This is a genomic window from Mesorhizobium sp. M0184 (assembly GCF_040322215.1).
In the GTDB taxonomy this organism is placed as follows: domain Bacteria; phylum Pseudomonadota; class Alphaproteobacteria; order Rhizobiales; family Rhizobiaceae; genus Mesorhizobium.
The window spans coordinates 31,897-55,855 of sequence record NZ_JAMYSZ010000011.1 but is presented as its reverse complement, the minus strand read 5'-3'; the positions used below and the strand labels follow the sequence as shown (position 1 = coordinate 55,855).

Genomic DNA, 23,959 nt, shown 5'->3' with positions numbered 1-23,959 from the left:
GGTCTATTGCCCCAGCCGTTCGAGCAGCACCGGGACGTGCACCTGATCGGATTTGTAGTTGCCGGTCAGCATGTACATCATGATGTTGACGCCGGCACGCAGCGCATAGATGCGCTGCATCGGATCCGAAGGCACCGTCGGCAATAGCGGGTCGCCATTCTCGTCGACGGCCCAAGCGCCGGCGAAATCATTGGCGGTGATCATGATCGGCGAAACGCCGTCGCCGGTGCGCACCGGGCGGTTCTCGGTGTTGCTGGCTTCGAGCGATGCCTCGACCCAAAGCGGGCTGCCGGCAAAACGGCCAGGAAACTCCGGAAGAATGTAGAAGGATTTGGTCAGCACGTGGTCCGACGGCACCGGCTCCAGCGGTGGCACGTTGAGGTTGCCGAGGATGTCGCGCAGCCGCTCCGTCGCCGGGCTGGTCGAATCCGCACCAATGCCATTGGCGAACTGGTCGCGGGTGTCGAACAAGACCGTTCCGCCCTGCTGCATGTAGGCGTCGATGCGGGCGATGGCGGCCTCGCTCGGCGTCGGGGCCGAGGGATCGATCGGCCAGTAGATCAGCGGGTAGAAGGACAGTTCGTCCTTCGAGATGTCGACGCCGGCCGGTGCTCCGGGTTCGAGCGCGGTTTTTTCGATAAGAAAGCGGGTCAGGCCTTCGAGCCCGGCGCGGCTGATCGAATCGACACCCGGCTCGCCGGTCAGCACGTAGGCGATCCGGGTCTTTGAAATGTCCCCGATGGCCTCCGTATCTCCCGGTTTGGCGTCGTCGGCGCGCGCGACGTCCGCGTGGCCAATCAAGGCGCCGAGCGCAATCAGCAGGACGGCTGCCGTCGCCGCAGCGCCGGCACGGCGCGGCCGGCGCGACAACAGGCCGCCCATCCAGAATACGGCAAGCGTGTCGAGCACCATCAGCACCAGGGCGGCCGTGACAAGCGGACCTTTGAGGTTGTGCTGCTCGTCGAAGGCATACTGGATGGTGGTGACCGGCACCGTGATTTCAGGCCGGGCCAGCGGCGTGAATGCGCTGTCGCCGCCGAGCAGATTGTGAGCGAACACTCCTGTCTCGGAGCCGTAGAGGCCGGGCGGATTTTCCAGCGTCACCGGCAGCGGGCCGGCGCCGGGCACCAGCGGCCTGGCATCCGGCGTCGGCGGCACCAGCGTGCCGTCGGCGGCGATCATACGATAGGGTGCCAGCGACGTGGCGGCGGCCTCGGCATTGGCGACAGCCGCGCCCTGGTTGCGCGACAATTGCACGATGCGCCGCAGCATCTCGACGAAGCTGCCGGAGATCGGCAGGTTGGACCACGTCGCCTCGGGGGTGACGTGGAACAGCACGAGGGTACCCTTGTCCTTCTTCATCCCGGTCACCAGCGGCGTACCGTCGGCAAGCGTAGCCCAGGTGCGCTCGACGATGTCGGGCGTCGGTTCGGCTAGGACCTGCCTGGTGACGGTGACCTCGGTGGGCGGCGCGAGGTCGGCGAAGGGACCGGTTTTCGGGAATTCGGTGACCGGCTGCGGCGCCGTCCATGACAGCGCGCCGCCAAGCGATCGTTCGCCCGTGCGCAGCCGAACTGGCAGCAGGTCGTCGTCATTGCCGGCAGCGGCCAGCCGCGAACCGGCAAAACGCACCAGCGTGCCGCCCTTGTCGACCCAGTCAACCAGCCTTTGCCGCGCTTGTTCCGGAATGGTGCCGACATCGGCCATGACGATCATCGCCGGCTTCTGGTCGAGCAGTTGCGGGATCGCGTCGGCGAGATCGACGCTCGACGGCTCGACCAGATCGGCGAACGGCTGCAGGGCGCGGCGGATGTAGTAGAGCGGCGACAGCAGCGGTTGCGCCTGGTCGGCCTCGGCCTGCGACAACAGCCCGACGCGGCGGCGTTTTGAGCTCTCATCGAGCACGCGGACGGCACCGGCCTGGCGCTCGCCGTCGAGCGCGACGTAGGCGAAGTCGTTGCGCAGTTCGAACGGCACGGCCATCGTGCCGGTGGCGGTGGATCCGCCCGGGGCAAAGGTCAGCGTCGCGTCGGCGATGCGGCGGCCCTTGTCGTCGAAAGCGCCGGCCGTGACCTGTGCAGGCGCCGGGTCGCCGGGCGCGCGGATGGCGGTCAGGGCGAAGCCGTCGACCTGGTTGTCGGCGCCGGTCAGGCCGGTCAGCGACAGCCGGTCGGAGACGGCCCAGACAACGCGTGCTGCGTTCTTCGACAACAGCGTGTTGAACGCGGCTTCGTCGCCTTGCGCCGCCAGACCATCGGCGAGCACCGCGACGCTGGCGCCAGGCAGCGACTCCAAGGCTGAAGCGACGCGGGCATAGACGGCGGGGCGGTCGGTCGGGATCGGCCGCGGCTTTGCCGCGCGCAGCCGGTCGAGCGCGGCAGCGGCATCGAAGGGACCGATCTCGGCATTCGGCTTCTCGGCGGTGAAAGCGATGAGCACCGGCACGCCGTTCGAATTGGCATCGGCGATCAGCCGCTCGGCGGTGGCGACGCGCTTGCCCCAGTCGGCGGCACTTGCCCAGTCATTGTCGATCACCAGCGCCAGGGCAGCGCCCTCGGCCGGCAGCTTTTCGCGCGGATTGAAGACCGGTTCGGCAAGTGCTGCCACGACAAGCGCGGCCATCAGCAGCTTAAGCAGCGTCAGCCACCAAGGGCTCTGCTGCGGCGTTTCTTCGCGCCTCAGCACGCGGGCGAGAATCCTGAGCGGCGGAAACACCTCGGCTTGCGGCCTGGGCGGGGTCAGCCGCAGAAGCCACCAGATCACCGGCAGCGCCAGCAGGCCCCACAGCACCATCGGCGCCCCGAAGGAGAGCGGCAGCCAACTCATGCGCGGGCCCTCCCGGCAAAGCTGCCCTCGGCGGTCATCGCCATGTGGATGCGCACCAGCGCCTCGGAGGCAAGGCGATCGGTATGATTGACGGTAAAGCTCCAGCCAAGCCGTTTGCACCAGGCGGCCAGTTCCTGGCGGCGGGCGGCATAAAGCAGGCGATATTCCTCGCCCAGCATTTCGGCGCGGCCGGCGGTCAGCTTGTCGCCGGTCTCAGGATCGGTGAATTCGGTGCGCCCGGCATAGGGGAAGCTTTCCTCGGCCGGATCGGCGACCTCGACCAGATGGGCGCGCACGCCGTGGCGGGCGAGCACGTCCAGCCACGCCATGGTGTCCTCGACCGGGTCGAGGAAATCGCTGACGAGGACGATGTCGCAGAACCGGCGAATGCCGGATAGGTCGGGCTTTGCCGGCAGGTCGGCGGCGTGCATCAGTTGCGCCGCGATGCGCTCGGCGCCATTGCGGGCGGTGAACGGGTCGGTCAGGCCCGGCCAGGCAATGCGCTCGCCGCTGCGCGACAAAAGCTCGGCCATGGCCAGCGCCAGCACCAGGGCGCGCGATTCCTTGGAAACGCTGGCTCCGGTCGATTTGTAGAGCATGGAAGGCGAGGGATCGGCCCAAAGCCACACCGTGTGGGCGGCCTCCCATTCACGGTCGCGGACATAGGTGTGATCGTCGCGGGCGGAACGGCGCCAGTCAATGCGCGAGGAATCGCCTTCGACATAGGGCCGGAACTGCCAGAAATTCTCGCCGATACCGCGCTTGCGGCGGCCATGCCAGCCGGCAATTACCGTGTTGACGATGCGGCGCGCCTCGACCAGCAGGTCGGGCACCAACGAAGCCCGCAACCGGCCTCTGGCGAGCGCATCGCGCGTCGCTGCCGGTGCCTGCGCTTCACCGATGCGCGCCATCAAATCCCTTTCGCGAGCTTCGCCACAACATCGCGAACCGTGGTGCCCTCGGCGCGGGCGGCGAAGGTCAGCGCCATGCGGTGCTGCAGCACCGGCTCGGCGAGCGCGCGGACGTCGTCGACCGACGGCGCCAGCCGGCCGTCATAGAGGGCGCGGGCGCGGGTGCACAGCGTCAGCGCCTGGCTGGCGCGCGGGCCTGGGCCCCAGGCGACGTACTTGTCGGTATCGGCGTTGCCCTGGCCGGGGCGCGCTGAGCGCACCAGCTTGAGGATCGCCTCGACGACGCTTTCCGGCACCGGCATACGGCGGATGAGCGTCTGGATGTCCTTCAGCCGCGCCGGCTGCAGCACGTTTTCAGCCTTGGCATCCTCGATACCGGTGGTTTCCAGCAGGATGCGGCGCTCCGCCTCGATCTCGGGGTAGAGGATATCGACCTGTATCAGGAAGCGGTCGAGCTGCGCTTCCGGCAGCGGATAGGTGCCTTCCTGCTCCAGCGGGTTCTGCGTCGCCAGGACGTGGAACGGTGACGGCAGATCATGGCGCACGCCGGCAATGGTGACGTGGTATTCCTGCATCGACTGCAGCAGCGCCGACTGGGTGCGTGGCGAGGCGCGGTTGATCTCGTCGGCCATCAGCAGTTGCGCAAAGATCGGCCCGGAAATGAAGCGGAAGGAGCGCTTGCCGAATTCATCCTGCTCCATCACCTCGGAGCCGAGAATGTCCGATGGCATCAGGTCGGGCGTGAACTGGATGCGGCGCGAATCGAGGCCGAGCACGATGCCCAGCGTTTCGACCAGCTTGGTCTTGGCGAGGCCGGGCACGCCGACCAGCAGTGCATGGCCGCCCGCCAGCAATGCGACGAGCGTGCGCTCGACGACGCTTTCCTGGCCGAAAATGACCCGGCCGACGCCGTCACGGACCCTCGAAATGTCGGCCAGCGCTTTCTCGGCCTGCGCCACCATGTCCTTTTCGCTGATCGGGCTTTCCTTGATCATAACGCTCATGCAGCATCGATCCTTCTGGTTGGAAATTCCGCTTGGCACCTTGGTGCCGCAGAGAATGCCGCGATTCGGCCTCGCATGGCGCCTGCAATGAACTTAAATCACAGACTTAGGCTGACAAGCGGAACAACAGTGACTATTTCGTGACCATGACGGAAGCCGCCGACCATCGTGAAGAGAGGCTGACGGCCGCGACCGAGGCGCGCGGGCTGGAGGCGCTGGTCTCGCGCGCGACGCGCGCTGGCAAGGGGCCGGCGCCGGTGGAACGCTGGAATCCGGCATTTTGCGGCGATCTCGACATGGAAATCAAGCAGGACGGCACCTGGTTCTATCTGGGAACGCCGATCGGCCGGATGCCGCTGGTGCAGCTTTTTTCCTCAGTGCTGCGCAAGGACGCGGACGGTAGAACCTACCTGGTGACGCCGGTGGAAAAGGTCGGCATCCGCGTCGCCGACGCGCCCTTCATTGCCGTCGAGATGGACGTGTCGGGCGCCGGCGACGGACAAATCGTCACCTTTCGCACCAATGTCGGCGACGTGGTAGAGGCTGGGGCGGGACACCCGCTGCGCTTCGTCGATGAGGACGAGACAGGTGGCCTGAAGCCTTATGTGCTGGTGCGCGGGCGGCTGGAGGCGCTGGTGGCACGGCCGGTGATGTACGAATTGGTCGAGCACGGCGAAGAGATCGACATCGGTGGCAAGACGATGTTTGCCGTCCGTTCCAAAGGCGAGGTCTATCCAATCATGCCGGCTGAGAAACTGAAACGGCTGAGCGCATGATGGACCGCCTATGATGGATCAGGTGATGCCGTTGCCGTTTTCCGCTGCCGGGTTTCGCCAGCGCGTCGCGGCACAGCCGCTGGCGCATGCCGGCGACGATTTTGGCGACCACCGCTTCAATCCGGGCCATCCCAGGCTGAAGCTGGCCAAGGCGCTGCGCGATGCCGCCGTGCTCATCCCGGTGGTCGATCATGGCCATGAAGCCACGGTCCTTTTGACCAGGCGGGCGGAAAAGCTGCGCAACCATTCGGGGCAGGTGGCTTTCCCCGGTGGTACCATCGATCCAACCGATGCGAGCCCGGAAACGGCGGCGTTGCGCGAGACATCCGAGGAGATCGGTCTCGATAGTGATTACATCGAGATCATCGGCCGTCTGCCGGACTACGTTTCCGGCAGCGGCTATCGCATCGCCCCGGTGCTCGGGATTGTACGGCCCGGTTTCAGCCTGACGCTGAATTCCGACGAAGTCGATGCCGTCTTCGAGGTGCCGCTGGGCTTTCTGATGGACCCCGCCAACCACACCAGAGACAGTCGCATGTGGAACGACCTCGAATGGTTCTATTACGAGATGCCCTATGGCGGCCAGCGCATCTGGGGCGTCACCGCGGGCATCATCCGTACGCTTTATGAAAGGCTCTATTCGTGAGCGATCCAGTGTCGATCGCGGGCAAGGCCGGGTGGCTCGGCGAACACCACCTGCAGCGCCTGCTCGCCGCTCTGACTGATGGCGGCGAGGAGGCGCGTATCGCCGGCGGTGCGGTGCGCAACGCGCTCATCGGCCAGCCGGTCGCCGACATCGACATCGCCACCACCACGGTGCCCGAGGAAACCATCCGGCGCGCCGAGGCGGCAGGCTTCAAGACGGTACCGACCGGCATCGAGCATGGCACAGTCACCGCGGTCGGCCACGGCAAGGCCTATGAGGTCACCACGCTCCGTGCCGATATCGAAACCGACGGCCGGCGCGCCAAAGTGTCGTTCGGCCGCGACTGGAAAGCCGACGCTGAGCGGCGTGATTTCACTATCAATGCACTCTATGCCGAGGCCGATGGAACGGTCGTCGATCTGGTCGGCGGTATCGCCGATATCGAAGCGCGGAGGCTGCGATTCATCGGCGATCCGGAAGCGCGTATCCGCGAGGATTATCTGCGCATCCTGCGTTTCTTCCGTTTCTTCGCATGGTATGGCGACGGCAGGCCGGATGCCGAAGGGTTGAAGGCTTGTGCCCGGCTGAAGCAGGGGCTCGACCAGCTTTCGGTCGAGCGCGTCTGGTGGGAATTGAAGAAATTGCTGTCGGCGCCGGATCCGTCGCGGGCGCTGCTGTGGATGCGCCAGGCCGGCGTTCTGACCGCCGTTTTGCCGGAAAGCGAGAAATGGGGCATCGATGCCATCCACGGGCTGACCAAGACCGAGAAGGATCTGGCCTGGGCGCCGGACCCGCTGCTCAGGCTGGAAGCCATCGTGCCGCCGGATGCCGCGCGCATGAAAACGCTTGCCGAGAGATTGAGGCTTTCCGTGAGCGAAGCAAGCCGGCTGCGGAATTGGGCGATCACAGCTGCCGTCGATCCGAAAACGACCGAAGGAGAGTTGGCGAAAAGGCTCTATTTTGGCGACCGCCAAGGCTTTGTCGATCGGTTGCGGCTGTTGCTCGCTTCCGCTCGAGCCCGCGCGATCGAGGACAATGACGCACTGCTCGAAGCCGGCGGCTTCTCGCGCCTGCTTGCCTTCGCTGCAAAATGGCAAAACCCTGTTTTTCCGGTCAAGGGCGCCGATCTGACGACGCTTGGCGCATCACCGGGGCCGAAGCTTGGTGCAACGTTGAAGAATCTCGAAAAGGAATGGGTCGAGTCCGGTTTTGCGCTTGATCGCGGCGCACTGCTCAAGCGCGCCGCGGAGGCACTCGAATCCTGACTGTCACGCTGCGTCGCGGACCTTTTCGATGCGCGAGCGGATCGCTTCGATCATCGTCTCGCGGATCACCGTCTCGCCGTGCGTCTCGCGCAGATGCTCGACGGCACGGCGCATGACCTCAGCCTCCTCCTCGGCGCGTGTGTGCCACTCGCAGCCGGGTACGAGCGACCCGCAATGGAATTCCTTCATCGGCTTCTCCTCATCTCCTCCTTGGAGCGCCGCACAGCGCACTGACACGGAAGCTCCAGACCTTTGATTGCGCGATCCGGAAACCGCGTACGGTATCCGGGCTACACGCTGGCCAGCTAAGCATAACACGATCGAACGGTTTTGGTTGCCTTAGAGTGCCGTGCGTCCAAGCCGACACGCGACCCTCTAGTGATCGGGTTGTTGCGAAAAGGCGGAGCATCGCTGCTCCGCCCTCTTACGCTACCCAGGAGTAAGACCTCGTCTTGCTCCAGCGGGCAGGACATCACTTCACGATCTTGACTGCCTCGGCAATTTTATCCTTGCCGCTCATATCCCACGTGACGCGGACCTTTTCGCCGACCTTCAGGCCAGGATCCTTGAAGGTCTGGGGCAACGTAAAGGTGGCTCCGTTATCCAGAACTAGGCTCATCGCCGTTCCATCAAAGCTTTTGATCGTGCCGGTGGTGTGCTTGACCGCAGCGAATGCGGCAGTACCAGAGGCGAGAACGGCAGCGGCGGCTGCGGTCATAATAAGCTTGCGCATGGCATGCTCTCCTGGAAAATGCGGGCACCGCTTGGGAAAGGTGCCCCATTCAATCATGGGCCGTCCGGTCACGTCGGGTCGCGGTTCTCGGGAGTAAAGAACCGCCGGCGTTTCCCGGCCCGACGCGACAAATAGCCCAATCTTTACAATGGCATATTAGACGAAAAAGATATTTTCTGGCGCGCCTTGCGCCACATTCGCCGTCAAATTCTGGGGATTTGGACCCGATTGCGGCTCACGTCGTGCTCACCGAGATTTTACGGCCATTTCGCTTCTGGCGGCAGGCTGGACAGAATCGAGGCGACATTGCCGCCGGTCTTCAGCCCGAAGATGGTGCCGCGATCGTGAAGCAAGTTGAATTCGACATAACGGCCGCGGCGGATGAGCTGCTCGTCACGGTCGCCATCGGTCCAGTTGTCATTGAAGTTGGCGCGCACCAGATGTCCGTAGACGACGAGAAAAGATCGCCCGACGTCCTGGACGAAGTTGAAATCGGCGTCCCAGCCGCCTTTGTCCTCATCCGAATGCAGCCAGTCGAAGAAGATACCGCCGGTACCGCGTGGCTCGTCGCGGTGCGGCAGGTAGAAGTACTCGTCGCACCAGGCTTTGAATTTCACGTAGTCGGCGATCGCCGCGTTCTTCTCGCAGGCAAATTGCATCGCTCTGTGGAAGGCGATCGTGTCGGGGTCGTCCTGGCTGCGGCGGCGGTCGAGCACCGGTGTCAGGTCGGCGCCGCCACCGAACCACTGGCGCGACGTGACGACCATGCGCGTGTTCATATGCACGGCCGGCACGTTGGGGTTCCACGGATGGGCGATCAGCGAAATGCCGCTTGCCCAGAAGGAGGGGTCCTCTTCGGCGCCCGGCATCTGCTTCCTGAATTCGGGCGAGAACTCGCCGTGGACGGTCGAGGTGTGGACGCCGACCTTCTCGAAGACGCGGCCGTGCATCATCGACATGATACCGCCGCCGCCCTTGCCGGCATCGCGTTGCCACGGCGTCTTTTCGAAGCGGCCGGGCGACCAGCTAGCCTGCGGCCCCTGCAGGTCCTGCTCGATCTGCTCGAAGCTGGCACAGATGCGCTCGCGCAACGTCTCGAACCACAGCCGTGCCTTCGTCTTCTTCTGTTCGATGTCGGCTGGCAGCCCCGCCGGTATCTCGGGTCGTTGCAAATCCTGTCTCCGGTTGCGGGCGCGCCCGACAAATGACTCGTCTTTTCCGGCCGCGATCCCTAATCTCTTGGGTGCAAGGGTCAAGTGTGAATGGAGTTCTTTCGTGCGCACCCCGGCAAGACCGCCGCTGGATGGTCTGAAGAAGAGGCTCGACCGTTCGCGCGCCGAGAACGCGCGCATGCCGCGCGACGGCTTCCTGCGCGAGACCTTCGTGCTGCCGCGCACCGATGCTCGTCTCAAGGCGAAGGAATGGTTCGAGCGCTTTCCTAAGCAGGCCTATTGGACCGAGATCGAAAGCTGGTTCGAGCGGCCGGGCGACGTCATCGAATTCACCATCAGGCGGCTGCCGGCGGCGGATTAACGCTCCGGTCTCGAGGCTGAACGTATCAGGGCTAGTTCATCTGCCCTGAACGATCTTGATAAACACGCTTCTGTCGCCCGTTCCAAGATGCGCTCTTTTCATCTCGGCATACGTCAGGCGCCCATTCGCGAAGGCCCGCACGGTTCTTCCGCACCAGACACGTGGCGCCGCGGCTGCGCTGACATTCATGATCTTGCCAGCTTCCTGCTTCGAACTGAGAGGCGATTGCTCCGAATGCCTGATGCATTCCGTAAGCACTTTCTTATACATGGCAGGACTGCCCTGAACCAAAGTCCTTGCCGTATTCCATTCACCTTCGCTCGGCATGCATCCAGCCAACACAATGGCGCCAAGCAACGCGGCGTAAGTCTTGTATGCAAATTTCAATTCTGCCCCCCAAGGTTAGTTGCAGGGGCGTATCAAGCACGGGCACATGAACTTCACAAGACTGTATAGTGACTAACGGACAGGATAAGTTCGCTGAACCCGTCCAGACCCGTCATGGCTTCAACGCACGACCAGCCTGCGGGCGCCCGCGCCGTCCCTTGCCAGCCTGTCGTTCTTATTCCGCAGCGGACATTTGTCGATCGACATGCAGCCGCAGCCGATGCAGTCGCTCAGCCCGTCGCGCAGCTTCTTGAGCTGACTAATTTTCTGGTCGAGGTCGTCGCGCCAAGCCGTCGAAAGCAGGTTCCAATCCTCGCGCGTCGGCGTCCGGCCTTCAGGCAATGATCGAAGGGCTGTGCCGATCTCGGCCAGCGAAATGCCGACCTCCTGCGCTACCTTGATGATCGCCACCCGTCGCAGCACGTCGCGGCCGTAACGCCGCTGGTTGCCTGATGTGCGGTGGCTGCGGATCAGCCCGCGCGCTTCGTAGAAATGCAGCGCCGACACCGCCACGCCGCTGCGCATCGCCACCTGGCCGACTGTTAATTCCGTTGCCGCAGCCATCTCCGATTTTCCGCTTGACCTCAAGTTAAGTTGAGCTTGTAGCGAAGAAGCCTCGAAGATGCAAACGGCAGGAGAAGGCGATGGGCGTCTGGATGAGAATGACCGGAGAGGACGCAGTGTTGCGTGAGGACGACGCCTTGGTCGCTGCGGCCGGCGATCGCGTACACATCCTAGCGGAGCTGCCGGATCGCCTCGGCCGCCACCATCGCAACGGAAAGCGCGACGTTGATGCTGCGCGCGCCGGGCTGCATCGGGATGATCAGTCGCGCATCCGCCGCCTCATGAACGGCGTCCGGCACGCCTGCGGATTCACGGCCGAACAAGAGAATGTCGTCGCCGGCAAAGGCGAAATCCGTGTAGGCGGCAGCTGCTTTGGTCGACAGCAGCACCAGCCGCCGCTTGGCAAGCTTGCGCCAGTCCTCGAAGGCGTGCCAGTCGACATGCCGGGTGAGCGCCGCCATTTCGAGGTAGTCCATGCCGGCCCGTTTCAGCGCCCGGTCACCGAGCGGGAAGCCCGCCGGTTCGATGATGTCGACGCCGAGACCGAGGCAAGCGGCGAAGCGCAGGATTGTCCCGGTGTTGCCGGCGATATCAGGCTGGTAGAGCGCGATGCGGAGACGGTCGTTCATTTCCGCGTCTTTCTAATAAGTGGCAGATCAGCCACAGAGCTCTCGCGGTTTTGGAAATTCCTGGACTGGCGGGTGGTCATTTTCTGCGAAGTCGGTTATACGGCCAGCATTGTCAACCCGAACCGATGGAGGGGTAATTCATGATGGCCATGCACATCCACCACCCCTCTCGTGGGCTTACCAGCCCGACGGCGGTTTCGGTACGACGATTCTCCTGACCTTCTAGACTTCAATCGCACCGATTCCCGCCGAAACCTTTTCGGCCTTTGAAGGAATCCTGCGATGTTTTTCAAGCTGTGGAAGGGGCTGAACGCCCCACCTGAACACGCTTCGACCGATGCCACCTTTGCCGCGCCGCGCGTGCCCGCGGCCTGGGTTGGTTCACCCTTCTACCTGCATCTTCAACTGGAGAACGGACCGATGTTCGATCCCTGTAGAATACCCGGCTCAAGAAGCCTGCACGAGCGCAAGACTGCGACCTGGGCGCTTTTGATCGGCGAGACCTACTCGTCGGCGGTTCACGCCGAGACCCGCCGGCGTCCGCATCGCGGCATGCTGCCGGACGTCGATTTCTCGCGCGCCGTTCCGGACTATAGCCGGCCGTCGCTGGTGCGCCGGATCATCAGGCTGATCCGGCCTGGTGCAAAAACCGGCGCGAAAATCCGGATCGTCAAAACGTCGTCAGCATCGTCAAACGAGACTGTCGGCGAAGGGCCCGCGACAACCTATATAGCGCGAAGCAGGACCGGCGAGGCGGACGATTCCGTATCGCCGGTCCTTGACGCCATGCGGTCTGGGCACCTCGTCCGTTCGCGTGCCGCGTGAGCGGAAACAGTATTGTGAGCATCTCTATGTTTAGCTGGTTTGAAAAAAGGCTCGATCCGTTCCCTGCCAAGGAGCCGGTCGAGCCGCCGCGGACACTGATCGCCTTCTGCGTGCATTATACGCGCGGCGCGTGGCCCTACATCGCTCTCGATGCGGTACTGGTGACGGCCATCGCCCTTGCCGAGGTGTGGATGTTCGGCTTCATGGGCCGGATCGTCGACTGGCTGTCCGGACAGAATCGCGAGACGTTCCTGCAGACCGAAGGCTTGAAGCTGGTCGGCATGGCATTCATCGTGGTTTTCGCGCTGCCGGCGACGGTCTGGTTCCATTCGCTGCTCAACCAGCAGACGCTGATGGGTAATTATCCGATGCGTATCCGCTGGCAGGTGCATCGTTACCTGCTCAAGCAGTCGATGAGCTTCTATCAGGACGAGTTTGCCGGGCGCATCGCGACCAAGCTGATGCAGACCGCGCTCGCGGTGCGCGAGTGCGTCATCAAGCTCATCGATGTGCTCAACTATATCGTCGTCTATTTTCTCGGCATGCTGTTCATTGTCGGCTCGGCAGACTGGCGGCTGGCTGCGCCGCTTGCCGTCTGGCTTGCCGGATATGTCCTGCTGTTGCGCTATTTCATCCCGCGGCTGGGCAAGGTCGGCGAGGAGCAGGCCAATGCGCGCTCAACCATGACCGGCCGTGTCGTCGACAGCTACTCCAACATCCAGACGGTCAAGCTGTTCTCGCATGCGCGGCGCGAGGCATCCTTCGCCAAGGACGGTATGGCCGGCTTTCTCGATACAGTCTACCGGTCGATGCGGCTGGTGACACAGCTCTACGGCCTGCTCTACGTCCTGAATTCGCTGCTGTTGTTTTCGGTCACCGCAATCTCGCTATGGCTGTGGCTCGGCCAAGCCGTGACGATCGGCGCCGTCGCCCTGGTCATCGGCCTCGTGCTTCGGCTCTGGGGCATGTCGCAATGGATCATGTGGGAGATGTCCACGCTGTTCGAGAATATCGGCACGGTGCAGGACGGCATCGCCTCGATCTCGCTGCCGCGCCTCGTCGAAGACCGGCCTGGCGCCAAGGATATCGCCGTGACCAAGGGCGAGATCCGTTTTGAGGACATCCGCTTCCACTATGGCAAGCAGAAGGGCGTGATCGAAAGCCTGTCGCTGACGGTGAAGCCGGGCGAGAAGGTCGGCATCGTCGGCCGTTCGGGTGCCGGCAAGTCGACGCTGGTCAATCTTCTGTTGCGCTTCTATGACCTCGAAAGCGGCAAGGTCCTGATCGACGGCCAGGACATTGCGGCGGTGACGCAGGACTCGCTGCGCGCCCAGATCGGCATGGTCACGCAGGACACCTCGCTGCTGCATCGCTCGGTGCGCGAGAATATCCTCTATGGCCGGCCGGACGCCAGTGACCAGATGCTGATCGAGGCGGCGCGGCGCGCCGAGGCGCTGGATTTCATCGCCGGATTGTCGGATTCTAACGGTCGAAAGGGTTTCGACGCGCATGTCGGTGATCGCGGCGTCAAATTGTCCGGCGGCCAGCGGCAACGCATCGCCATAGCCCGTGTTATGCTGAAGGACGCACCAATCCTTATCCTCGACGAAGCGACCTCCGCCCTCGATTCCGAGGCCGAGGCGGCCATCCAGGAGAACCTCTACAGACTGATGCAAGGCAAGACCGTCATCGCCATTGCGCACCGGCTGTCGACGATCGCGGCCATGGACCGGCTCGTCGTCATGGACAAGGGCCGCGTCATCGAGGAAGGTTCGCATGAGGAACTGGTTGCCAGCGGCGGGCTCTACGCCCAGCTCTGGCAGCGCCAGTCGGGCGGCTTCCTGCTCGACGACGGCCCCTCTGTCAACGATGCAGCCGCCAACGATGCACTCGTCAAGGGTGAAGCCGCCGAATGACTGCCATCTACCGCTGGTTCGAGAACTGGGTCTATCCATTCCGGGAGCCTGCGGACCTTCGGCCACCTGCCGGCGTCAGGGGTTTTCTCTGGCATTATGTCGGGCAGGCGAAGATCGCCTTCTTCGCCATGCTGCTGATCGGCGGCATCGCGCCGTTAGTCGAAGCCGGACTGTTCTATTTCGTCGGGCGGCTGGTCGACATCCTCGACGAGCTTCCCGGCGAACGCAGCTGGCACACGTTGTGGACTGCCGCCGGCCCGGAACTTGTCTTCATGATCGCGGTGGTGCTGGTCATCCGCACCATCGTCGTCGGCCTGTCGGCGCTGGTCGACGAGCAGACGATCACGCCGGGTTTCTATAATCTGGTGCGCTGGCAGGCGCATCGCCATGTCTCGCGCCAATCCTACGCCTTCTTCCAGAACGACTTTGCCGGACGTATCGCGACCAAGGTCTGGCAGGCGGGACAGGCGACCGGCGATCTGATGGAAAGCTTCATCGAGGTCGTCTGGTTCATGGTCGTCTATACGGTAACGACGCTGGCGCTGGTCGCCGGGCTCGATCTCCGGCTGGCGGTGCTGGTGGTGATCTGGATTACCGCCTTCGGCTTGCTGGCCAGGCGCTATTTGCCGGCGATCCGCAAGCATGCCGAAGCCACCGCCGAAGCCGGCTCGATGATCACCGGCCGCCTTGTCGATTCCTATTCGAACGTCCAGACGCTGAAACTGTTCTCGGCCGATGGCGACGACCGCTACATCAGGAACGGCTTCGACATCTATCTCGACGCGCTGCGCCCGTTCACCCGCAGGCTGACCGGCGTGCGCATGGCACTGACGATGCTGTCGGGCATTATGATCACGGCGATCGCCTGCTTTGCCGTTTATCTCTGGGTCGAGGGTTCGATCACAGTCGGCGCCGTGGCTTTCACGCTGTCTTTGGTGCTGCGGCTGAACATGCTGCTCGGCCGGCTGATGATGCAGCTCAACGGCATCTTGCGGAACCTCGGCGTGCTGGAAAACTCCAAGGCGCTGATCTCACAGCCGCTCGGCCTGACCGATGCGCCGGACGCGAAAGAGATTGTCGTCGGCGGCGGGCGTATCGACGTCAGCAATGTCGAGTTCCACTACGGCAAGGGGTCCGGCGTGCTCGACGGCATCGACCTCGTCGTGCGGCCGGGCGAAAAGGTCGGCCTGGTCGGCCCGTCCGGCGCCGGCAAGACGACCTTGGTCAATCTGATCCTGCGCCTCTACGACCTCGAGAGCGGCAAGATCACCATTGACGGGCAGGACGTCTCCAGGGTCACGCAGAATTCGCTGCGCGCCAATATCGGCGTCGTCAGCCAGGATACGGCACTTTTCCACCGCTCGCTGCGCGACAACATCAAGCTCGGCATGCCGGAAGCGACCGACGCCGAGGTGGTCGCGGCAGCGAAGAAGGCCGAGGCCCACGAGTTCATCCTCGGCCTGCGCGACAATCGCGATCGTATCGGCTACGAGGCCTATGTCGGCGAGCGCGGCGTCAAGCTCTCCGGCGGCCAGCGCCAGCGCGTGGCGATCGCCCGCGTCTTCCTCAAGGATGCACCGATCCTGGTGCTCGATGAGGCGACCTCGGCGCTCGATTCCGACATCGAGGCGGCGATCCAGGAAAATCTGGCAAGGCTGATGGAAGGCAAGACGGTCATCGCCATCGCGCATCGGCTGTCGACCATTGCGGCACTCGACCGGCTGGTGGTGCTCGACGAGGGCCGCATCGTCGAGCAAGGCACGCATGACGAGCTGGTCGGGCTCGACGGGCTCTATGCCAGGCTGTGGAAGCGGCAGTCCGGCGGCTTCCTGTTCAACGAGGAGAGCGCGCTGGCCGAGACCCGGCCGGCGGAGTAGTTTTCTATAAAGCGGAGTGAAATCATGGCGGTGAGAATGCCATCGAATTTCGGACGGTCCGGCGCGCAGGAGAGCGCGTTGGACCTGCTTGGCCATGAAATCCTCGGTGAAAAGGCGGCAGCGCTCGGCCGCGCCGGCCGGCGCGTCGAGGAAACATTGACGAGGCTGCGCGAGAATTGCGACAGTGTCGACCGTGCCCGGCTGCTCAGGGATGCAGCCGAAGCGGTGCACGGGTATTTCATCCAGCGCGAACTCTGCGGCCTGCGCAAGCACGACGCGGTGATCCGGGAATACAACATTCCCAAGGCCGTGCTGGCCAGGCTCGGCGCTAGCGCATGATCCGAACCGGAACTGGTTTGGGAAGCGTTATTCCAGCCACTCGGTGATGAAGCTGCCGTTCTCGTGTATGTCGGTGGTTTCCAGCGGGCCTGGCCCGAGATTGGTGAATTTCTGCGGCGTGTCCGGCGGTACGACCAGGATCTGGCCGGCGGTGGCCTCGATCTGCCGGTCGCCGACGGTGAACAGGCCGGTGCCGGTCCGGATGATAAAAATCTCGCAATAGGGATGGCTGTGCAGCCTGGGGCCGCCGCCGATCTCGGGCAGGTAGTTGAAGATCAGGCAGCTGCGGGAGCCGTAAGCTCCGCCTTGCAGCTCGCCCTGCCAGCGGTCGGGCGCTTCGGCCCATTTGTCGCGGTCTATGACATGCGCCATAGGCCGAGGATAAACCGGGCCAGCGCCAGCTGTCGAGGCGAACGCAGCCATTTGGTTTTGCTGCTGTTTTCCAATCGTTCCGCCGTGCGAATTACGCCCCCGCGACAATCTGCCCTTGTGCCTTCACCCGTCTGGACAAAAACAGGCTTCACGCATAAACCCAAGTCCCAAATGCCGGAGGAATTCGCTAGCCTGTTCGCCATGCGCAGTCGGGCCGGCGCGATTGAGCGGGGAACAAGGCTCGGCCGCCGGCACGGAAAAGGCGAAAGGATCAGGCACCCGTGAGCGCAACCGACACCCAGGATCCCAACCGTCGTGATTTTCTCTACGTCGCCACTGGCATGGCGGCGGTGGTCGGCGCGGGCGCTGTCGCCTGGCCGTTCATCGATCAGATGCGTCCGGATGCCTCGACGCTGGCCCTTGCCTCGGTTGAGGTCGACGTATCTTCGCTGACGCCAGGAATGTCGCTCGTTGTGAAGTGGCGGGGCAAGCCGGTGGTCGTGCGCAACCGCACCGAGCAAGAGATGAAGGACGGCGAGGCGGTCAATCTCGCCGAGCTCAAGGATCCAATCGCCCGCAACGCCAATTTGCCGGCCGACGCCCCGGCAACCGACGCCAACCGCACCACGCCGGGCAAGGAAGCCTGGATGGTGATGGTCCAGGTCTGCACCCATCTCGGCTGCATCCCGCTAGGCCAGGAAGGCGATTTCGGCGGCTGGTTCTGCCCGTGCCACGGTTCCGTATACGATACCGCCGGCCGCATCCGGAAGGGGCCGGCGCCCGAGAACATGGCGGTGCCGGTGTTCCAGTTCATTTCCGACACCAAGATCCGTATCGGCTGAGGCAAGGGATATTTTCCATGAGCGAGGGACACTCGACCTATACGCCCAAGACCGGCATCGGACGCTGGTTCGATTCGCGCATGCCGCTGCCGCGGCTGGTCTATGACAGCTTCATCGCCTATCCGGTGCCGCGCAATCTGAATTACGCCTGGACCTTCGGCGGCATCCTCGCGCTCATGCTGGCGGCGCAGATCCTGACCGGCATCGTGCTGGCCATGCACTACGCGGCCGACAGCACTCTCGCCTTCGATTCAGTCGAGAAGATCATGCGCGACGTCAATTCCGGCTGGCTGCTGCGCTACCTGCATTCGAACGGCGCGTCGTTCTTCTTCATCGCCGTCTACATCCATATCTTCCGCGGGCTCTACTACGGCTCCTACAAGGCGCCGCGCGAGCTGCTGTGGATCCTCGGCTGCATCATCTACCTCTTGATGATGGCGACCGGGTTCATGGGCTATGTGCTGCCCTGGGGCCAGATGAGCTTCTGGGGCGCCACCGTCATCACCGGCTTCTTCACCGCCATCCCGCTGGTCGGCGACTGGATCCAGCAGCTTTTGCTCGGCGGCTTCGCGGTCGACAATCCGACGCTGAACCGTTTCTTTGCGCTGCATTATCTATTGCCGTTCATGATCGCCGGCGTCGTCGTGCTGCACATCTGGGCGCTTCACGTCGTCGGCCAGAACAATCCGACCGGCATCGAGGTCAAATCGAAGACCGACACGCTCGCCTTCACGCCTTACGCGACCATCAAGGATGGGTTCGGCATGATCGTGTTCCTGTTCGTCTTCGCCTATTTCGTTTTTTATCTGCCGAACTATCTCGGCCATCCGGACAATTACACCGTTGCCAACCCCCTGAAGACGCCGGCCCACATTGTGCCGGAATGGTACTTCCTGCCGTTCTACGCGATCCTGCGCGCGATCACCTTCAATATCGGGCCCATCAACTCCAAGCTCGGCGGCGTGCTCTGCATGTTCGGCGCGATTGTTATGCTGTTCCTGGTGCCGTGGCTCGACACCTCGAAGGTGCGCTCGGCAGTCTACCGGCCCTGGTACAAGCTGTTCTTCTGGCTGTTCGTGGCCGACGCCATCCTGCTCGGCTGGCTGGGCTCGCAGCCGGCCGAGGGCAGCTATGTGTTCATGGCGCAGATGGCGACGCTGTTCTACTTCGCCTTCTTCCTGGTAGCGCTGCCGGTACTTGGGCTGATCGAGACGCCGCGGCGGCTGCCGAATTCGATCACCGAGGCGGTGCTCGGGAAGAACAAGGGTGGCGGTGGACATCCCGCCGGCGCCACGGCCGCGCCGGAAACCAAAGGCTGAGCATGATCCCGAAAAGTGGAAACCGGTTTTCGGACAAGATCATGCTCGAGACGATGACAGCGCGTCAGAGAATCTCAAGGGGATTTGCATGAAGAAGATTCTCACCTCGCTGGCGCTGCTTGGCCTTGTGGCCGCGGGCATTGGGGCCACAGGCACTGGAGCACGCGCCCAGGAAGAGGCGCACAACGAGGCGGCGCCGACGCATTTCCCGATACACGAACCAAAGGAAATGGACTGGAGCTTCGCCGGGCCGTTCGGCACCTACGACAAGGCCCAGCTGCAGCGCGGGCTGAAGGTCTACAAGGAAGTCTGCTCGGCCTGTCATTCGATGAATTTGGTGGCGTTCCGCACGCTGGAAGGCCTTGGCTATTCGGATGCGCAGATCAAGACGCTGGCGGCCGAATACACGATCCACGACGGCCCGAACGATGCCGGCGACATGTTCGATCGCCCCGGCAAGCCGTCCGACCATTTCCCGGCGCCGTTCCCCAATGCGGAAGCGGCGGCGGCGGCCAATGGCGGCGCAGCACCGCCCGACATGTCGCTGCTGGCCAAGGCGCGCGGCGTTGAACGGGGCTTCCCGCGCTTCGTCTTCGACATCTTCACGCAATATGCCCAGGGCGGTCCCGACTACATCCACTCGCTGCTGACCGGCTACGACCAGCAGCCGCCGGCGGGCATGGTCATACCGGAAGGCACGCACTACAATCCGTACTTCCTGTCCGGCGTGTCGCTGAAGATGCCGAAGCCGCTCTCCGACGGCCAGGTTACCTATGATGACGGCGCGCCGCAGACGGTCGACCAGTATTCGCGCGACGTGTCGGCCTTCCTGATGTGGGCGGCCGAGCCGCACCTCGAGGACCGCAAGAAGACCGGCTTTCGCGTGCTGGTCTTTCTGCTGCTGTTCGGTGCGCTGGTCTACCTGACAAAACGCAAGGTGTGGGCCGGCGTGGCGCACTGAGCCCTGCGATATACGAGAATGCGAGGGCGTCGAAAGGCGCCCTTTTCATTGCAGGCATGTCGATTCATCGCAGCCGACGCTGAGCAGGTCCCATTGCCGGACAATTTTCCGTCAGGCGCCACATGGCGGTAGCCGGACTTGGCGGCACCGGGTTACGATTGGCCCATTCCTTTCACGTCTTCACCCGAATCTGAATAGCCCGGAGAGCCGCTTGATGAAATCCTCGCTCGAAGAGACGCTGCTTGCCGCGATCCGCACCATTCCGGATTATCCCAAGCCGGGCATCCTGTTTCGCGACATCACCACGCTGCTCGGCAATGCGCGGGCCTTCCGCCGCGCCATCGACGAGCTGGTGCATCCCTATGCCGGCCTCAAGATCGACAAGATCGCCGGCATCGAGGCGCGCGGCTTCATCCTCGGCGGCGCCATCGCCCACCAGCTCTCGGCCGGCTTCGTGCCGATCCGCAAGAAGGGCAAGTTGCCTTACGAGACGGTGCGCGTCGCCTACAGCCTGGAATACGGGCTGGACGAGATGGAGATGCACAAGGACGGTGTTTCTCCAGGCGAGAAGGTAATCCTCGTCGACGATTTGATCGCCACCGGCGGCACGGCCGAGGCGGCCGTCAAGCTATTGCGGCAGATCGGCGCCGATATCCTCGCCGCCTGCTTCGTCATCGACCTGCCGGACCTTGGCGGCCGAGAGAGGTTAGAGGCGCTCGGCGTACCGGTGAGGACGCTGATCGGGTTTGAGGGGCATTGAGCGTTTCTTCCTTCTCCCCTGTGGGAGAGGGAAAGAACTCCGCTCACTCCACCTTCACCAGCACGGCACTTTCGAATTCGATGACCTTGTCGCCGGTCGAATCGAAGGCCTCTGAGCGGAGCGTCAGCAGCCGCCAGCCCGGTCGCGAGGCGATGGGGCGATGGGCCAGCGCGGTGCGGGTGAAAGTCACGGTTTCCCCGGCATAGACAGGTTTGGGCCATTTGAGATTCTTGAAGCCGGGCGAGGGGCCGAATTCCGGCACCGGCCCAGGACCGGGCCAGCGGGCGACCTCTGCCTCTATGCCAGCCTCGAGGTTCAATTTCATCCAGGTGGCGGCGGTGTGCCAGCCCGAGGCGCAGAGCCCGCCGAATATGCTGTTCCTCGCCGCCTCTTCGTCGATATGGAATATCTGCGGGTCGTATTTGCGGGCGAACGCCTTGATCGCCTCCGGTTCGAATCGATGTGAACCGAGCGTGACGGTGATACCGATGCAGAAGAATTCGTCGAGGCTCACGCACGGCCCTCGCGGGTGAGGAACATGACGGTGTTTTCGAGCTCGAAAACACCGTCGCCGCGCTGGTTGAACAACTCGCTGCGCATGGTCACCAAGCCAAGGCGGGGTTTCGATCTGGACAGTCGCTTGGCAAGGACGGTGGTGCTGCCGGTCAACAGGTCGCCGGCCAGGACTGGCCGTTTCCATTTGACCTGGTCGACGCCCGGCGCGCCCTGGGAGGTCGAGTCGAGCAGGAAGGCATCGCACAGCATGCGCATGAACATGGCGCAGGTGTGCCAACCCGAAGCCGCCAGCCCGCCGAGAATGCTGGCCTGGCCCGCGGCCTCGTCGAGATGCATCGGCTGGGCATCGAATTCACCGGCGAATTCTATGATTTCGGCGGCACTTACCAGCTTGGTGCCGAGGTCGAGCGAAGCGCCCTCGACAAAATCCTCATAAGCCCAGGTCTTTGCGGTCATGGTCTGGAAATCCTGTTCAGGATTGTACGATCGCTACGGGTCCGGGTCCCGGATGCAGGCAGCGTGGCATTTGGTCAAGCAATTTCTATTGCGCCAGCCCGCTGCGCCCAAGCCGCAGCGCGGTATTGACGACCCTATAGCCAGCCGCGGCGGCGGAAATACCAGAAGGGCAGGATTGCCGAAAGCACCATCATGCCGATGGCGAAGGGATAGCCAAAGTGCCATTTGAGCTCAGGGATGATGTCGAAATTCATGCCGTAGATCGAAGCGACAAGCGTCGGCGGCAGGAAGATGACAGCGGCGACGGAGAAGATCTTGATGATGGCGTTCTGCTCGATCGAGATCATGCCGAGCGTCGCGTCGAGCAGGAAGCTGATCTTCTGCGACAGGAACGTGGCGTGGTCGGCGAGCGACAGCACGTCGCGCGACAAGGTCTTGATGCGAGCGCGGGTGTCCTTGCTCATCCTGCTTTGCGTGGAGGCATGGGCGAGAAAGCCGGCAAGGCGCTGCAGCGAGATCAGGCTGTCGCGGATCGAGGAGGCGAGGTCCTCCTTGCGGCCAATGCCTTTCAACAGCTCCTGGAAGTCGCGGTTGCGCTTGGAAACCTTGGTCGAGCGTGCCTCGAAGATGTCGCGCGAGATCGCCTCGACGTCGCGGCCGGCGCGCTCCAGAATGTCGGCGAGGCGGTCGACGATCGCCTCCAGCAGTCCGATCAGGATGGTGTCACCGCTGGTGCAACCGGTCGCCACCTTTTCGGCGCGCAGCGGAAAGGTCTTGAACGCCTTCGGTTCGTGGTACCGCACGGTTATCAGCCTGCTGCCGGCGAGCACGAAGGTAACCGGCGACATCAACGGATCGTTCACCTCGGTCTGCGCCGGCAGAATGGCGGTCATGAAGTAGGCGCCGTCCTCGACGTAGAGACGGCTCGAGATCTCGATCTCTTCCATCTCTTCGCGGGTCGGAACGGCGACGCCGAGCCAGGTCTCGATTGTCGTCTCTTCTTCCTTTGTCGGGTTGAAGAGGTCGACCCAGACGACAGTGTCGCTGTTTTGCAGGAGATCGTCGACCAGGCGCAGGCGATCATTGTCGACGACGAAGGCCTTGATCATCGCCGGGTCTCCCTTGCTGTTGCCAAAGAGCGTTCGTTTGGAGGGGGCGCGTCAGTCACATCGCACGGACGCGGGCAGGCGAGGCGCGAGGCCGGTGCAGAGGCCCCTTAGACCCCGCACGATGGCCCGTCAAGCAGCGCAAGAGGCACTGCGACCCTGCTTTGAAGTTTGTCATCGAGCGACGGCAATGGTGACCATTGGGCTTCCTCGCCGGTTCAGGTGTTGAACTTGAACAGCATGATGTCGCCGTCCTGGACGATATACTCCTTGCCTTCGTCGCGCGCCTTGCCGGCCTCCTTGGCCGCGACTTCGCCGCCCAGCCTGACGAAGTCGTCATAGGCGATGGTCTGGGCGCGGATGAAGCCGCGCTCGAAATCGGTGTGGATGACGCCTGCCGCCTGCGGCGCCTTGGCGCCCTTGTGCACGGTCCAGGCGCGTGTCTCCTTGGGGCCAACGGTAAAGTAGGTGATGAGCTGGAGCAGCTCGTAGCCGGCGCGGATGACCTTGTTCAGGCCGGGTTCGTCCAAACCGAGCGTTGCCAGGAATTCCATTTCCTCTTCGTCCGAGAGCTGGGCGACCTCGGCCTCGATCGCCGCGGAAATCACAACGGTGCGGGCACCTTGCGCGGCGGCCATCTTCTCGACCGCCCTGGTATGCGCGTTGCCGGTGGCGGCATCGGCTTCCGCGACGTTGCAGACGTAAAGCACCGGGTGTGAGGTCAAGAGATTCAGCCCCTGCAGGATGCGCAGATCCTCAGCCGAGATGCCGTTGAGCAGGATGCGGGCGGGCTTGCCGGCCTGCAGCAGTTCAAGCGCCGCTTCCATCATCGGAAGTACGGTCGCTGCTTCCTTGTCCTTGCCGGCGGCACGCTTGCGGATCTGCACGATGCGGCGCTCAATGCTGTCGAGGTCGGCAAGCATCAATTCGGTTTCGACGGTCTCGGCATCAGCGACAGGATCGATGCGGCCCTCGACATGGGTAATGTCGTCATCCTCGAAGCAGCGCAGCACATGGACGATGGCGTCGACCTCACGGATGTTGGCGAGGAATTGGTTGCCAAGCCCTTCGCCTTTGGAGGCGCCACGCACTAGGCCGGCAATGTCGACGAACGAGATGCGGGTCGGGATGATCTCCTTCGACTTGCCGATCGCGGCGATCTTCTGCAGGCGCGGGTCGGGCACCGCCACCTCTCCGGTATTCGGTTCGATGGTGCAGAACGGATAATTGGCGGCCTGCGCCGCCGCCGTCCTGGTCAACGCATTGAAGAGCGTCGACTTGCCGACATTGGGCAAGCCAACGATGCCGCATTTGAAACCCATTTTTGTCTGGTCCTATCGGGAAATCGAAATTTGATCAGGGCTATGGGCGAAAGCGCCGATGATCGTCAAGGCGC

General features: G+C 63.4%; 26 protein-coding genes. 12 read left to right on the top strand and 14 right to left on the bottom strand.

Translation table 11 applies throughout. The features are described from left to right. Positions 1-3: 3 nt before the first annotated feature. Genes NKJ23_RS15550 through NKJ23_RS15540 form a run of 3 tightly spaced genes read right to left on the bottom strand, consistent with a single transcriptional unit; the run spans position 4 to position 4,741 of the window. Positions 4-2,826, bottom strand: coding sequence for a DUF4159 domain-containing protein (locus NKJ23_RS15550; protein ID WP_352680859.1), 2,823 nt, complete (start codon positions 2,824-2,826; stop codon positions 4-6). Further along, positions 2,823-3,737, bottom strand: a complete 915-nt coding sequence (locus NKJ23_RS15545) for a DUF58 domain-containing protein (protein ID WP_352568018.1) — start codon at positions 3,735-3,737, stop codon at positions 2,823-2,825. The genes NKJ23_RS15550 and NKJ23_RS15545 overlap by 4 nt, the downstream gene beginning before the upstream one ends. Continuing rightward, positions 3,737-4,741: an AAA family ATPase gene (locus tag NKJ23_RS15540; protein ID WP_023679494.1), complete on the bottom strand. Its 1,005-nt coding sequence runs from the start codon at positions 4,739-4,741 to the stop codon at positions 3,737-3,739. The genes NKJ23_RS15545 and NKJ23_RS15540 overlap by 1 nt, the downstream gene beginning before the upstream one ends. A gap of 146 nt (positions 4,742-4,887) precedes the next feature. Here NKJ23_RS15540 and NKJ23_RS15535 point away from each other — a divergent pair, with 146 nt between their 5' ends. From NKJ23_RS15535 to NKJ23_RS15525, 3 genes are read left to right on the top strand one after another with little or no spacing between them, the layout of a single operon-like run. Then, a complete protein-coding gene (locus tag NKJ23_RS15535) occupies positions 4,888-5,517 on the top strand; it encodes a DUF1285 domain-containing protein (RefSeq protein WP_023679493.1) in 630 nt (209 codons plus the stop codon). 13 nt (positions 5,518-5,530) lie between these two features. Then, complete coding sequence (locus NKJ23_RS15530) at positions 5,531-6,163, top strand: CoA pyrophosphatase (RefSeq protein ID WP_023679492.1); 633 nt, start codon at positions 5,531-5,533, stop codon at positions 6,161-6,163. After that, a complete protein-coding gene (locus NKJ23_RS15525; RefSeq protein WP_352568017.1) occupies positions 6,160-7,428 on the top strand; it encodes a CCA tRNA nucleotidyltransferase in 1,269 nt (422 codons plus the stop codon). Before NKJ23_RS15530 ends, NKJ23_RS15525 begins: the two co-directional genes overlap by 4 nt. Before the next feature lie 3 nt (positions 7,429-7,431). Here the strand turns inward: NKJ23_RS15525 and NKJ23_RS15520 are convergent, their stop codons facing one another. From NKJ23_RS15520 to hemF, 3 genes are all read right to left on the bottom strand, one after another. Further along, positions 7,432-7,617 carry a DUF1059 domain-containing protein gene (locus tag NKJ23_RS15520; protein WP_023679490.1) on the bottom strand — a complete coding sequence of 62 codons (186 nt, stop codon included), beginning with the start codon at positions 7,615-7,617 and terminating at the stop codon, positions 7,432-7,434. A 283-nt stretch (positions 7,618-7,900) separates the two neighbouring features. Beyond that, positions 7,901-8,161: a DUF1344 domain-containing protein gene (locus tag NKJ23_RS15515; protein WP_023679489.1), complete on the bottom strand. Its 261-nt coding sequence runs from the start codon at positions 8,159-8,161 to the stop codon at positions 7,901-7,903. A gap of 257 nt (positions 8,162-8,418) precedes the next feature. Further along, a complete protein-coding gene (hemF, locus tag NKJ23_RS15510) occupies positions 8,419-9,333 on the bottom strand; it encodes an oxygen-dependent coproporphyrinogen oxidase (protein ID WP_023679488.1) in 915 nt (304 codons plus the stop codon). Positions 9,334-9,436: 103 nt separating this feature from the next. Between hemF and NKJ23_RS15505 the strand changes: the two genes are divergently transcribed. Continuing rightward, positions 9,437-9,694, top strand: a complete 258-nt coding sequence (locus NKJ23_RS15505) for a hypothetical protein (protein WP_352680856.1) — start codon at positions 9,437-9,439, stop codon at positions 9,692-9,694. Between the two features lie 36 nt (positions 9,695-9,730). On the opposite strand, the gene NKJ23_RS15500 is transcribed toward NKJ23_RS15505, so the two are convergent. The 3 genes from NKJ23_RS15500 to NKJ23_RS15490 all read right to left on the bottom strand — a co-directional run bounded on the left by NKJ23_RS15500 (position 9,731) and on the right by NKJ23_RS15490 (position 11,274). Further along, a complete protein-coding gene (locus NKJ23_RS15500) occupies positions 9,731-10,081 on the bottom strand; it encodes a hypothetical protein (RefSeq protein WP_156937440.1) in 351 nt (116 codons plus the stop codon). Between the two features lie 120 nt (positions 10,082-10,201). After that, positions 10,202-10,645 carry a redox-sensitive transcriptional activator SoxR gene (gene soxR, locus NKJ23_RS15495; RefSeq protein ID WP_023679485.1) on the bottom strand — a complete coding sequence of 148 codons (444 nt, stop codon included), beginning with the start codon at positions 10,643-10,645 and terminating at the stop codon, positions 10,202-10,204. 170 nt (positions 10,646-10,815) lie between these two features. Then, a complete protein-coding gene (locus NKJ23_RS15490; protein WP_352450521.1) occupies positions 10,816-11,274 on the bottom strand; it encodes a tRNA (cytidine(34)-2'-O)-methyltransferase in 459 nt (152 codons plus the stop codon). A gap of 282 nt (positions 11,275-11,556) precedes the next feature. Here NKJ23_RS15490 and NKJ23_RS15485 point away from each other — a divergent pair, with 282 nt between their 5' ends. The 4 genes from NKJ23_RS15485 to NKJ23_RS15470 are packed head-to-tail and all read left to right on the top strand — an operon-like array spanning position 11,557 to position 16,231. After that, positions 11,557-12,099 (top strand): hypothetical protein, encoded by a 543-nt coding sequence (locus tag NKJ23_RS15485; RefSeq protein WP_352680854.1) that lies wholly within the window; start codon positions 11,557-11,559, stop codon positions 12,097-12,099. Positions 12,100-12,125: 26 nt separating this feature from the next. Beyond that, positions 12,126-14,015 (top strand): ABC transporter ATP-binding protein, encoded by a 1,890-nt coding sequence (locus NKJ23_RS15480; protein ID WP_352615537.1) that lies wholly within the window; start codon positions 12,126-12,128, stop codon positions 14,013-14,015. Further along, positions 14,012-15,892, top strand: coding sequence for an ABC transporter ATP-binding protein (locus tag NKJ23_RS15475; protein ID WP_352680852.1), 1,881 nt, complete (start codon positions 14,012-14,014; stop codon positions 15,890-15,892). Before NKJ23_RS15480 ends, NKJ23_RS15475 begins: the two co-directional genes overlap by 4 nt. A 24-nt stretch (positions 15,893-15,916) precedes the next feature. Beyond that, on the top strand, positions 15,917-16,231 hold the full coding sequence (locus NKJ23_RS15470) for a DUF6665 family protein (RefSeq protein ID WP_023679480.1): 315 nt from the start codon (positions 15,917-15,919) through the stop codon (positions 16,229-16,231). A gap of 27 nt (positions 16,232-16,258) precedes the next feature. Here NKJ23_RS15470 and NKJ23_RS15465 read toward each other — a convergent pair whose 3' ends face one another. Next, a complete protein-coding gene (locus NKJ23_RS15465; RefSeq protein ID WP_352680850.1) occupies positions 16,259-16,603 on the bottom strand; it encodes a cupin domain-containing protein in 345 nt (114 codons plus the stop codon). Between the two features lie 281 nt (positions 16,604-16,884). Here NKJ23_RS15465 and petA point away from each other — a divergent pair, with 281 nt between their 5' ends. From petA to NKJ23_RS15445, 4 genes are all read left to right on the top strand, one after another. Then, positions 16,885-17,445 carry a ubiquinol-cytochrome c reductase iron-sulfur subunit gene (gene petA, locus NKJ23_RS15460; protein ID WP_023719206.1) on the top strand — a complete coding sequence of 187 codons (561 nt, stop codon included), beginning with the start codon at positions 16,885-16,887 and terminating at the stop codon, positions 17,443-17,445. A gap of 17 nt (positions 17,446-17,462) precedes the next feature. Further along, positions 17,463-18,764 carry a cytochrome b gene (locus NKJ23_RS15455; protein ID WP_352450515.1) on the top strand — a complete coding sequence of 434 codons (1,302 nt, stop codon included), beginning with the start codon at positions 17,463-17,465 and terminating at the stop codon, positions 18,762-18,764. Positions 18,765-18,852: 88 nt separating this feature from the next. After that, a complete protein-coding gene (locus NKJ23_RS15450) occupies positions 18,853-19,725 on the top strand; it encodes a cytochrome c1 (RefSeq protein WP_023679477.1) in 873 nt (290 codons plus the stop codon). Between the two features lie 214 nt (positions 19,726-19,939). Continuing rightward, positions 19,940-20,485, top strand: a complete 546-nt coding sequence (locus NKJ23_RS15445) for an adenine phosphoribosyltransferase (RefSeq protein WP_254819181.1) — start codon at positions 19,940-19,942, stop codon at positions 20,483-20,485. Positions 20,486-20,528: 43 nt separating this feature from the next. Here NKJ23_RS15445 and NKJ23_RS15440 read toward each other — a convergent pair whose 3' ends face one another. The 4 genes from NKJ23_RS15440 to ychF all read right to left on the bottom strand — a co-directional run bounded on the left by NKJ23_RS15440 (position 20,529) and on the right by ychF (position 23,885). Then, positions 20,529-20,999: a MaoC family dehydratase gene (locus NKJ23_RS15440; RefSeq protein WP_023678444.1), complete on the bottom strand. Its 471-nt coding sequence runs from the start codon at positions 20,997-20,999 to the stop codon at positions 20,529-20,531. Beyond that, complete coding sequence (locus NKJ23_RS15435; RefSeq protein WP_352680848.1) at positions 20,996-21,457, bottom strand: MaoC family dehydratase; 462 nt, start codon at positions 21,455-21,457, stop codon at positions 20,996-20,998. Before NKJ23_RS15435 ends, NKJ23_RS15440 begins: the two co-directional genes overlap by 4 nt. Before the next feature lie 134 nt (positions 21,458-21,591). Then, positions 21,592-22,566, bottom strand: coding sequence for a magnesium/cobalt transporter CorA (gene corA, locus NKJ23_RS15430; RefSeq protein ID WP_352680846.1), 975 nt, complete (start codon positions 22,564-22,566; stop codon positions 21,592-21,594). Between the two features lie 215 nt (positions 22,567-22,781). Next, complete coding sequence (gene ychF / locus NKJ23_RS15425; RefSeq protein WP_352680844.1) at positions 22,782-23,885, bottom strand: redox-regulated ATPase YchF; 1,104 nt, start codon at positions 23,883-23,885, stop codon at positions 22,782-22,784. Between the last annotated feature and the right edge of the window lie 74 nt (positions 23,886-23,959).

Bases quoted from the DNA above. Each gene is read 5' to 3' on its own strand.
- NKJ23_RS15550 (WP_352680859.1), bottom strand. From the start codon at position 2,826: ATGAGTTGGCTGCCGCTCTCCTTCGGGGCGCCGATGGTGCTGTGGGGC.
- NKJ23_RS15545 (WP_352568018.1), bottom strand. From the start codon at position 3,737: ATGGCGCGCATCGGTGAAGCGCAGGCACCGGCAGCGACGCGCGATGCG.
- NKJ23_RS15540 (WP_023679494.1), bottom strand. From the start codon at position 4,741: ATGAGCGTTATGATCAAGGAAAGCCCGATCAGCGAAAAGGACATGGTG.
- NKJ23_RS15535 (WP_023679493.1), top strand. From the start codon at position 4,888: ATGACGGAAGCCGCCGACCATCGTGAAGAGAGGCTGACGGCCGCGACC.
- NKJ23_RS15530 (WP_023679492.1), top strand. From the start codon at position 5,531: ATGGATCAGGTGATGCCGTTGCCGTTTTCCGCTGCCGGGTTTCGCCAG.
- NKJ23_RS15520 (WP_023679490.1), bottom strand. From the start codon at position 7,617: ATGAAGGAATTCCATTGCGGGTCGCTCGTACCCGGCTGCGAGTGGCAC.
- NKJ23_RS15515 (WP_023679489.1), bottom strand. From the start codon at position 8,161: ATGCGCAAGCTTATTATGACCGCAGCCGCCGCTGCCGTTCTCGCCTCT.
- soxR (WP_023679485.1), bottom strand. From the start codon at position 10,645: ATGGCTGCGGCAACGGAATTAACAGTCGGCCAGGTGGCGATGCGCAGC.
- NKJ23_RS15490 (WP_352450521.1), bottom strand. From the start codon at position 11,274: ATGAACGACCGTCTCCGCATCGCGCTCTACCAGCCTGATATCGCCGGC.
- NKJ23_RS15485 (WP_352680854.1), top strand. From the start codon at position 11,557: ATGTTTTTCAAGCTGTGGAAGGGGCTGAACGCCCCACCTGAACACGCT.
- NKJ23_RS15480 (WP_352615537.1), top strand. From the start codon at position 12,126: ATGTTTAGCTGGTTTGAAAAAAGGCTCGATCCGTTCCCTGCCAAGGAG.
- NKJ23_RS15475 (WP_352680852.1), top strand. From the start codon at position 14,012: ATGACTGCCATCTACCGCTGGTTCGAGAACTGGGTCTATCCATTCCGG.
- NKJ23_RS15470 (WP_023679480.1), top strand. From the start codon at position 15,917: ATGGCGGTGAGAATGCCATCGAATTTCGGACGGTCCGGCGCGCAGGAG.
- NKJ23_RS15465 (WP_352680850.1), bottom strand. From the start codon at position 16,603: ATGGCGCATGTCATAGACCGCGACAAATGGGCCGAAGCGCCCGACCGC.
- NKJ23_RS15455 (WP_352450515.1), top strand. From the start codon at position 17,463: ATGAGCGAGGGACACTCGACCTATACGCCCAAGACCGGCATCGGACGC.
- NKJ23_RS15450 (WP_023679477.1), top strand. From the start codon at position 18,853: ATGAAGAAGATTCTCACCTCGCTGGCGCTGCTTGGCCTTGTGGCCGCG.
- NKJ23_RS15445 (WP_254819181.1), top strand. From the start codon at position 19,940: ATGAAATCCTCGCTCGAAGAGACGCTGCTTGCCGCGATCCGCACCATT.
- NKJ23_RS15435 (WP_352680848.1), bottom strand. From the start codon at position 21,457: ATGACCGCAAAGACCTGGGCTTATGAGGATTTTGTCGAGGGCGCTTCG.
- corA (WP_352680846.1), bottom strand. From the start codon at position 22,566: ATGATCAAGGCCTTCGTCGTCGACAATGATCGCCTGCGCCTGGTCGAC.
- ychF (WP_352680844.1), bottom strand. From the start codon at position 23,885: ATGGGTTTCAAATGCGGCATCGTTGGCTTGCCCAATGTCGGCAAGTCG.